The organism is Caldibacillus sp. 210928-DFI.2.18, assembly GCF_020554505.1.
Lineage (GTDB): Bacteria > Bacillota > Bacilli > Bacillales > Caldibacillaceae > Caldifermentibacillus > Caldifermentibacillus hisashii.
Genome location: NZ_JAJCHL010000046.1, coordinates 17,586 through 27,659 on the forward strand (window position 1 = coordinate 17,586; position 10,074 = coordinate 27,659).

General features: G+C 39.7%; 6 protein-coding genes and 1 riboswitch. Of the genes, 3 read left to right on the forward strand and 3 right to left on the reverse strand.

Features of this window, described 5'->3' with window-relative positions; all coding sequences use genetic code 11:
* Nucleotides 1–67 precede the first annotated feature (67 nt).
* Together LIZ98_RS17985 and LIZ98_RS10745 are read right to left on the reverse strand one after the other, a co-directional pair.
* Complete coding sequence (locus tag LIZ98_RS17985; protein ID WP_255602025.1) at nt 68–196, reverse strand: hypothetical protein; 129 nt, start codon at nt 194–196, stop codon at nt 68–70.
* Between the two features lie 58 nt (nt 197–254).
* Nucleotides 255–875 carry an FMN-dependent NADH-azoreductase gene (locus tag LIZ98_RS10745; RefSeq protein ID WP_227139101.1) on the reverse strand — a complete coding sequence of 207 codons (621 nt, stop codon included), beginning with the start codon at nt 873–875 and terminating at the stop codon, nt 255–257.
* A gap of 304 nt (nt 876–1,179) precedes the next feature.
* A riboswitch (SAM riboswitch) is annotated at nt 1,180–1,292 on the forward strand.
* A 59-nt stretch (nt 1,293–1,351) separates the two neighbouring features.
* Between LIZ98_RS10745 and LIZ98_RS10750 the strand changes: the two genes are divergently transcribed.
* From LIZ98_RS10750 to LIZ98_RS10760, 3 genes are all read left to right on the forward strand, one after another.
* Nucleotides 1,352–3,211 carry a bifunctional homocysteine S-methyltransferase/methylenetetrahydrofolate reductase gene (locus tag LIZ98_RS10750; protein WP_041903169.1) on the forward strand — a complete coding sequence of 620 codons (1,860 nt, stop codon included), beginning with the start codon at nt 1,352–1,354 and terminating at the stop codon, nt 3,209–3,211.
* Nucleotides 3,204–6,626 carry a methionine synthase gene (metH, locus tag LIZ98_RS10755; RefSeq protein WP_227139100.1) on the forward strand — a complete coding sequence of 1,141 codons (3,423 nt, stop codon included), beginning with the start codon at nt 3,204–3,206 and terminating at the stop codon, nt 6,624–6,626. The genes LIZ98_RS10750 and metH overlap by 8 nt, the downstream gene beginning before the upstream one ends.
* Nucleotides 6,627–6,851: 225 nt before the next feature.
* The gene (locus LIZ98_RS10760; RefSeq protein WP_227139099.1) at nt 6,852–7,784 is read left to right on the forward strand and encodes an aldo/keto reductase; all 933 of its coding nucleotides are present in this window, start codon (nt 6,852–6,854) and stop codon (nt 7,782–7,784) included.
* Between the two features lie 316 nt (nt 7,785–8,100).
* On the opposite strand, the gene ilvD is transcribed toward LIZ98_RS10760, so the two are convergent.
* Entirely contained in the window at nt 8,101–9,771 is a 1,671-nt protein-coding gene (gene ilvD / locus LIZ98_RS10765) for a dihydroxy-acid dehydratase (protein WP_227139111.1), read from the reverse strand.
* Nucleotides 9,772–10,074: the final 303 nt, after the last annotated feature.

Consider the following 10,074-nt stretch of genomic DNA (forward strand, 5'->3'; position numbering starts at 1 on the left):
TCGTAGGCGTTTTATTTGTGGCATCAGTGGGATAAAAAACCCCACCGATGGAAGTTTCACTTTACTGTTATTTCTTCTTAGTTGTTTTTAACAATTTTTCCTCTTTACTGTTACCGCCGTAATCGGGCAATTGTCCGGCATGGGTTTCGTGATATTTTGATCCGGAGTCATTATGATTGTGATCGTCCTTTACCAAAAGACTCACCTCCATCTATCTTTGTTGTTCATCCTAAATAGAGAATAAACAGTCATTCCTAAAAAGCTTTCGCCAATTGTTGGGCTTTTTCGACTGCTTTTTCTACAATTTCATCGGCTTTTTCCGGGTTATGGTCCATCCCTTCAACAAATAGTTGATGAAAGTCGGTCACACCTAAAAAGGTAAAAATCGTTTTCACATATTGGCTGGCCGGGTCTGAACCATTATATACTCCTCCGTTTGCTTGAATATGTAGGACTTTTTTTCCTTTCACAATACCGACCGATCCGGTTTCCGTATACTTAAATGTTTTCCCGGCCACGGTAATACAGTCAATCCAAGCTTTTAATCGTGTCGGTATACTTAAGTTCCACAACGGGTTCGCAATAATAATTTTATCTTGTTGCAGAAATTCTTCCGTATATGAATTGAACATATTTACCCTCTGCTGTTGGGAATCAGATAACGAATCAAAAGGTTTTCCTTGATTCAAATCATTCCATGCATTAAGCAGGTCTCGGTCAATCTCAGGGACGTTTACGTGATATAAATTCATATCTTCAATCTTATGGTCCGGGTGTATCTCTTTATAAGCGTTAAGGAAGGCATCGGTTACTTTCATAGACCGAGAAACTTCTTGATTTAGCGGGTGTGCCCTGACAATTAAAACATTTACCATTATTTTTTCTCCTCTCGAAACCAATCTATCTTTTTCACTTGATATTAGTAGTATAAGCGCAATGTTCATTTTTATCAAAAGTTTTTGCAACGAAATAATGGGTGAAAATTAGGAATATTATTAGGAAAAATTTGGTTTGAACTATTTGCCCGGTTTCTAACCGACTTTGACTGAACAAGATTGGAATAGACGAATGGCCAAAAAAAGACAAAAATATTTTATGAAGTTTTCATTTTTTTATTGATTATTTTATCAAAATTCGTTAAAGTAAGAGTAATTTATATTAGAAAAAGTAAATGGATGATTCTTATCAAGAGAAGTGGAGGGACTGGCCCGATGAAGCTTCAGCAACCGGATACCTATGGGTACCACGGTGCTAAATCCAACGTGCTTTCTTTTCGGCACGAAAGATAAGAAGAAGATTAGATAAAAAAGTCTTCTTCTTTGGAAGGCTTTTTTCTATTGGGGGGAACACAATGGGATTAATACAAGATCTTGAAAAGCAAATTTTGATAGCGGACGGCGCTATGGGAACACTGTTGTATTCATACGGGATTGATCGTTGTTTTGAAGAACTAAATGTATCAAATCCGCAAGAAATTGAACGGATTCATCGGGAGTATATTGAAGCGGGAGCCAAGATCATTCAAACCAATACATATGGAGCAAATCGGATCAAACTTGCCCGTTACGGATTGGAAAACGAAGTACAAGAAATTAACGCAAAAGCAGTTGAAATCGCAAAAAAAACGGTAAAGACAAGCGGTAAGCCGGTTTATGTTCTCGGTACAATCGGCGGGATCCGGACTTTCCAAAAAGCAATTTTTTCAACAAATGATATTTTACAAAGCTTCGAGGAACAATTGGACATATTACTGAAAGAACAAGTTGACGGAATTTTATTAGAAACCTATTATGATTTAGATGAATTAAAAGCGGTTCTCGAAGTAGCAAGAAAGAAAACAGATTTACCGATAATGGCAAATGTTTCTTTACATGAAAAGGGTGTATTGCAAAGCGGGACTCCTTTGGCGGAAGGTTTCAACCAACTTATTGATCTTGGCGCAAATATCGTTGGACTGAATTGTCGGCTCGGACCATACCATATGATTCAATCATTTGAGGAGATCCCTATACCAAATGGTGCATTTTTATCTGTTTATCCAAATGGAAGTTTGCCAAGAATGGAAGATGGACAATTAGTATATGAGTCGGATGAACAATACTTTTATGAAGCAGCGATTCAATTCGTAAAAGAAGGGGTCCGTTTATTGGGAGGATGTTGCGGCACAAGACCCGAACATATTAGGGCAATGGCTGAGGCGGTGAAAAATCTTTCTCCGGTCACTGAGAAAAAAGTTATTAAAGAAAAACCAACCATTCAATTAACACAAATTCAACAAGTTCATGAACCGTCTCTGGTTGATATCGTAAAAAGTAGAAGATCCGTTATTGTTGAATTTGATCCGCCTAAAACATTGCCGATGAGTCAATTTTTATCAGGGGTTAGCGCGTTAAAAAACGCAAAGATTGACGCAATTACACTTGCGGATAATTCTTTGGCATCACCGCGGATTAGTAATGTTGCTTGTGCTCAAATTGTGAAGAATCGTTATCATCTCCGCCCGATTGTTCATTTAACTTGCCGGGACCGGAATTTAATCGGTATTCAATCACATTTAATGGGATTACATGCGTTAGGTATCCATGACATTTTAGCATTAACCGGTGATCCGACAAAAATTGGTGATTTTCCCGGAGCTTCATCGGTTTTTGATTTGACTTCATTTGACTTAATTCGGTTAATTAAGCAATTTAATGAAGGTTTATCCTATTCCGGAACATCTTTAGGAGAAAAAACAAATTTCACAGTAGCGGCTGCTTTTAACCCTCATGTAAAAATTATTGAAAAATCAGTTGCTAGATTAGAAAAGAAAATTCACTCCGGTGCCGATTATTTTATTACACAACCGGTTTATTCCGAAGAGTTGATTATGAATATCTATGACGCAACGAAACATTTAGATGTTCCGATTTATATCGGGATTATGCCGTTAACGAGCACTCGCAATGCGGAATTCATTCATAATGAAGTACCCGGAATTAAACTGCCTGATTCCGTTCGTGAACAAATGAAAAAGGTAGGAAATGATAAAGAACAAGGGAAGCGGGAAGGGATTGCGATTGCGAAACATTTGATTGATGTCGCCTTTGATCTCTTTCACGGCATTTATCTGATTACCCCGTTTTTAAATTATCAAATGTCTGTTGAACTCATCAATTACATTCATGAAAAAGAACAGATGAAAGTAGAAAGGGAGATTACCAGTGTATAAGTTGAACAGACAGTTGGAAAAAAAGATTCTCATCCTGGATGGAGCAATGGGAACAATGATTCAGCAAAAAGAACTTTCCATAGAGGACTTCGGGGGAGAGGAATACGATGGCTGTAATGAGTACTTGAATATAACGGCTCCGCTCGTGATAAAAAGTATTCATGAAGCTTATTTAGAAGCGGGTGCGGATATAATCGAAACAAATACATTCGGCGGAACCCCGCTTGTTCTTGATGAGTACGGGCTTGGTCATTTAAGTTTTGAAATTAATAAAATAGGTGCGGAATTGGCTGTACAGGCGGTAAAAAAATATTCTACAGAACAATGGCCCCGTTTTGTAGCGGGTTCAATGGGTCCGACAACAAAAACGTTATCCGTGACCGGTGGTGCCACCTTTTATCAATTAGTGGAAAATTACCAAGTTCAAGCAGAAGGTTTATTGGCCGGTGGTGTTGACTTTTTACTGCTGGAAACGAGTCAAGATATGTTAAATGTGAAAGCAGCCTTCTTGGGCATACAGGAAGCGGCAAAAAAAATGGGCATTCAAGTTCCGCTTATGCTGTCCGGAACGATCGAACCAATGGGGACAACATTAGCCGGGCAGGATATTGAAGCTTTTTATATATCAAGTGAACATATCAAACCATTTGCTGTGGGACTCAACTGTGCAACCGGACCCGAATTTATGACGGATCATATCCGGACTTTAGCTGATATGGCCGAAATTGCCGTGAGCTGTTATCCGAATGCCGGACTTCCGGATGAAGAAGGACATTACCATGAAACGCCGCTGTCACTCGCGCAAAAAATAAAAGATTTTGCTGAAAAAGGATGGTTAAATATTGCCGGCGGTTGTTGCGGAACGACACCGGACCACATTCGTGAATTGGCTAAAGTACTTTCAAAGATTCAACCGAGACCGTTAGGCGAAAAACGGCATGAACATCGTGTTTCCGGTATCGAACCGTTAAGATATGATGAAACGATGCGACCGCTATTTGTTGGTGAGCGGACGAATGTGATCGGATCAAGGAAATTTAAACGTTTGATTTCAGAGGGAAAATATGAAGAAGCGGCTGAAATCGCCCGCAATCAAGTGAAAAACGGAGCCCATGTCATTGATGTTTGTCTTGCTGATCCGGACCGGGATGAGCTTCATGATATGGAAATGTTTATCAAAGAAGTTGTCAAGAAAGTTAAGGTTCCTTTAGTTATTGATTCAACCGATTGGCAGGTAACAAAACGGGCACTGGAATATATCCAAGGGAAGTCGATTATTAACTCGATAAATTTAGAAGATGGCATGAAAAGATTTCATGAAATAATTCCGCTCATGAAACAATTTGGTGCGGCCGTTGTTGTTGGTACCATTGATGAGAGTGGAATGGCTTTAACGAGGGAGCAAAAATTAACTGTCGCAAAACGTTCATATGATATTTTGGTAAATGAATACGGCATTTCACCTACTGATATTATTTTCGACCCGCTCGTTTTTCCGGTTGGTACCGGTGATGAACAATATATCGGTTCTGCCAAAGAAACAGTAGAAGGAATCCGGTTGATAAAAGAAACATTCCCCGATTGTTTAACCATACTTGGTATCAGTAATGTTTCATTTGGACTCCCGGCGGCCGGTAGAGAAGTACTGAATGCAGTTTTTTTATATCACTGTACACAAGCAGGGTTAGATTATGCAATTGTGAATACAGAAAAATTAGAACGGTATGCCTCGATTCCCGAAGAAGAACGGATTTTGGCAGAAAAATTATTATTTGAAACAAATGATATAACCCTTGCTGAATTTACCAATTTTTATCGTGATAAAAAGAAAGAAGAAAAACAACCGGATGTTCATTTATCTTTGGAAGAACGGCTGGCGCAATATGTTGTCGAAGGGACAAAACATGGATTAATCGATGATTTAAAATTAGCGTTAGAAAAATATAAAAATCCACTGGATATCATCAATGGACCTTTGATGCAAGGAATGGATACTGTTGGCAAGTTATTCAACGACAATCAGCTGATCGTTGCGGAAGTACTCCAAAGTGCGGAAGTAATGAAAGCTTCTGTTGCTTTTCTTGAACCTTACATGGAAAAGCAGGAGACAAACGGGAAGGGGAAAGTGTTGCTGGCAACGGTCAAAGGGGATGTTCATGATATTGGAAAAAACTTAGTTGACATTATCTTATCGAATAACGGATTCCGAGTGATCGATTTAGGAATAAAAGTAGCACCGCAAACATTAATCGAAGCAGTAAAAAAAGAAAAACCGGATATCATTGGATTGTCCGGGTTGCTGGTCAAATCGGCACAACAAATGGTGTTAACTGCCCAAGATTTGCAAGGCCAAGACATCTCTGTTCCTATTCTTGTCGGTGGTGCCGCTTTAACACGAAAATTTACTGAAAATAAAATTGCACCGGAATATCATGGACCGGTTCTCTATGCAAAAGATGCAATGGATGGATTAGCCTTGGCCAATCGTTTAATGGAGGAGCCGGAAACGTTCTCTTCTGCCAATGCGGAAAAGAAAGAGGCGAACTCATTTTCCAAGGTTGCTGAAACAGAGGAAAAGAAACAAGTAAACAAGTCTGATGTATCGAAACCGATTGTTTTTCAACCGGTTGATTGTCACGAACATATATTGACAAATATAGAACTGGATCAAATTATTCCTTATGTGAATATGCAAATGTTGATTGGACATCATTTTGGACTAAAAGGAAATATTAACAAAATGCTGGCTGAAAATCACGCAAAGGCAGTGGAAATAAAAGCAGTGATCGATGAATTATTCGAATTAGGAAAAGTGGAAAATTGGTTCCGACCGTCTGCAATTTACCGATTTTTTCCTGCTTATCGTGAAGGAAATACCATCCATATTCTGGATTCAGAAACGAAAAAAACAATCATCGAAACTTTCAACTTTCCACGACAAGAAAAGCCGCCATATTTATGTATTGCTGATTATGTGAGTGAACAGACGGGGGATATTCCTCATGACTATATAGCCTTGTTTGCTGTAACAGCCGGGGAAAATATTCGCAAGTTGGCTATTCAGTTTAAGGAAAAGGGTGAATTTTTTAAAAGTCATGCAATCCAGGCCATGGCATTGGAACTGGCGGAAGGGTTAGCAGAACGAACTCACCAATTAATTCGCGATCGTTGGGGATTTCCGGATCCGCTCGATTTTTCAATGAAAGATCGTTTTCAGGCAAAATATCAAGGTCAACGGTTTTCGTTCGGATATCCGGCATGTCCAGATTTGGAAGACCAAGCGAAATTATTTAAATTATTGCAACCTGAAAAAATTGGCATCCAGTTGACGGAAGGGTTTATGATGGAGCCGGAAGCCTCTGTTACTGCATTTGTGGTCGCTCATCCGGAAGCGAGATATTTTAATGTCCTGTAAAGTTAAGTAGGGGATGGAGATAAAGGATTGCATCAATTGCTTGAAAGAAACTTGTAATACAAATAAATAAATCTTAAGTAGGGGATGTTGAAAGGTTTGCACTTGACCTTTTGGACATCCCTTTGTTGATATTTGGAAAAACAGGGAATTGTTCATGAACTTGTAATTATTTTTAGACTTCAATATGGTAAGCTGAATGTAGAAATGATAATAGAGGTGGGAATGATGAAAAGAATTCAACTTGGTAAAAGTGATTTACAAGCTCCTAATATTGCCTTAGGTTGTATGGGGATGTGGAAACTATCAGTAAAAGAAGCAGAAAAAGTCATTCATCATGCACTGGAACTCGGTATTGATTTTTTTGACCACGCGGATATTTATGGCGGGGGAAAATCAGAAGAAATTTTTGCAGAAGCGATTGCTTCAAATCCTTCCATTCGTGAAAACATGATTTTGGAAACAAAGGCCGGAATCAGACAGGAAAACGGGAAGAACATCTGCTTTGATTTTTCGAAAAAACATATTATAGAATCTGTTGAAGGCAGTTTAAAACGATTGAAGACGGATTACATCGATATCTTTTTACTTCATCGCCCGGATGCATTAATGGAGCCGGAGGAAGTGGCAGAAGCATTCACTGTATTGAAAGAAAGCGGGAAAGTAAGATATTTTGGTGTCAGTAATCAAAACCCAATGCAAATCGAACTTTTAAAAAAGTATGTTAAGCAAGATCTAATTATCAATCAGCTGCAATTGAGTGTCATGCACACGGGTATGATCGATGCCGGATTAAACGTAAATATGACAAATGATGTTGGAATCAATCGGGATGATTCAGTACTTGATTATTGCCGTTTAAACAATATAACTGTTCAAGCATGGTCTCCATTCAGATACGGTCAATTTGAAGGGCTTTTTATCGATAATGAAAAATTCCCGGAATTAAATGCCAAACTTCAAGAAGTAGGAGACAAATACTGCGTAGATAAATCAGCTATTGCCGTTAGCTGGATTTTACGGCATCCGGCAAAAATTCAAACGATTGTTGGCACAATGCGACTGGAACGTTTGACCTCAATTGCTAAAGCTTCTGATATCGTATTGACACGGGAAGAATGGTACGATATTTATCTTTCGGCAGGTCATCAATTGCCATAATTAGAAATAAAAAAATCATCACAAAGAACGGGAGGTAAAACAATATTTTTTGTTTCTGCCTCCTTTCGTGTTGATATATTGCTTGCTGCTAACGCGAGGTAAAATGCTAGAGCATATTTGTCATTTAAAAAATTGGGTTCTTTCCTCGAAAAATATGTTACCAATTCAATTGGACTCGACTACAAAAAAATCGAACGTTTACTGGAACATTTTACTGCCCGATCCATGTAGCAGGGAAGTTGAAAAACGCCGGCAGGGAAGAGAATAAGCATTAAAAAAGCTATCCGTTTATCGTACGGATAGCTAAAACGATATTTTAAATTTTCATTACGCCTCCTGTACTTGCAGAAGTAACAAGTTTTGAGTAGCGAGCCAAATAGCCCTTTTTCACTTTTATTTCAAAACCTTTCCATTCCGCTTTCCGTTTTTCAAATTCTTCATCAGAAATTTCAAGGGTAATTTTTCGGTTATTTAAATCCAGTTCAATCATATCTCCGTCTTTTACAAAAGCAATTGGACCACCTTCAGCGGCTTCAGGAGAAATATGACCGATGGAGATTCCGCGGGATGCACCAGAAAAACGTCCGTCGGTGATTAAACCGACCTTTGCCCCAAGTCCGCGACCAACAATCTGGGAGGTAGGTGCCAACATTTCCGGCATTCCCGGACCGCCTTTTGGTCCTTCATAACGGATAACAACGACATGACCTTCTTTTACTTTTCCGGAAATAATACCGGACAATGCTTCCTCTTGGGAGTCAAAGCAAATCGCCGGTCCGCGATGATAACCCCCGACTGAAGGATCCACCGCCCCCACTTTTACAATGGCACCATCCGGGGCAAGGTTCCCAAACAATACGGCAAGTCCGCCTGTTTCAGAATGTGGGTTATCCAATGGGTGAATCACATCTTTATTAATAATTTCACAACCCGACACATTTTCACGAATCGTTTTTCCGGAAACTGATAAGCAATCACCATTAAATGCGCCCGGCTTTTTCAAAAGTTCATTAATAATGGCACTGACACCACCGGCCCGATGGACATCTTCAATATGATAATCGGAGGCCGGAGCAATTTTAGCTAAATGAGGAACCCGGTTTGCTATTTCATTAATTCGATTTAACGGATAATCGATTTCTGCCTCATGTGCTAGGGCAAGGGTATGCAAAACGGTATTTGTCGAGCCACCCATCGCCATATCCAAACTGAAAGCATTATCGATAGATTCAATAGTTACGATATCTCTTGGTTTAAGATCTTTTTTGATTAGTTCCATTAATTGTTTGGCAGAACGTTTGGCAAATTCTTTCCGCTCTTCTGTATCGGCCAAAATCGTACCATTTCCCGGTAAGGCGAGACCTAAAGCCTCTGCAAGACAGTTCATCGAGTTTGCCGTGAACATCCCGGAACAGGAACCGCAAGACGGACAGGCAAATTGTTCAATTTCTTGCAATCGGTCTACACTGATTTTGCCTGATTGATAAGCACCAACGCCCTCGAATACGGATGTTAGAGAAAGCGGGTTTCCTTGTCTGTCCCGACCGGCTTTCATTGGACCACCGCTGACGAAAATGGTTGGGATATTAACCCGTAGTGCCCCCATCAACATTCCCGGTGTAATTTTGTCACAGTTCGGGATACAAATCATTCCGTCAAACCAGTGTGCAGATACAACAGTTTCAACAGAATCGGCAATGATTTCCCGGCTAGGAAGGGAGTATCTCATCCCGATATGCCCCATGGCGATTCCGTCATCCACACCAATTGTATTCATCTCAAACGGAACGCCACCCGCTTCACGGATTGCTTCTTTCACGACTTTTCCAAACTCCTGTAAATGGACATGTCCAGGAACAATATCAATATAGGAATTGACAACCGCAATAAACGGTTTGCCAAAATCTTCCGGTTTTACGCCGGCAGCACGAAGAAGACTTCTGTGCGGTGCCCGATCGACTCCTTTTTTAATCATGTCACTACGCATTTCTACCAACTTGATTACCTCGCTTTCAAGAAGATTACTAATCAATCAAATTTTGAACTTTTTCCTATTTTAACACTGTTGTCGGAATATGTGTAGTTTAAATTTTTGTGTACGTTAAGAAATTATAAATTTCGGCAAGGATGGGAATTCGCTTGATTTAAATGCAAGTGTACGGGGAAAGCAACCAAGACAGGGGAGGTTTTTGAAGGTTATTTCAGAACGCTTTGTCCGATAGAGCGCTGTTCGGTCACTCCTATGGGACATTTTGGCTTCAATTTCCGATTAATTTGTCCCATAGGGCTA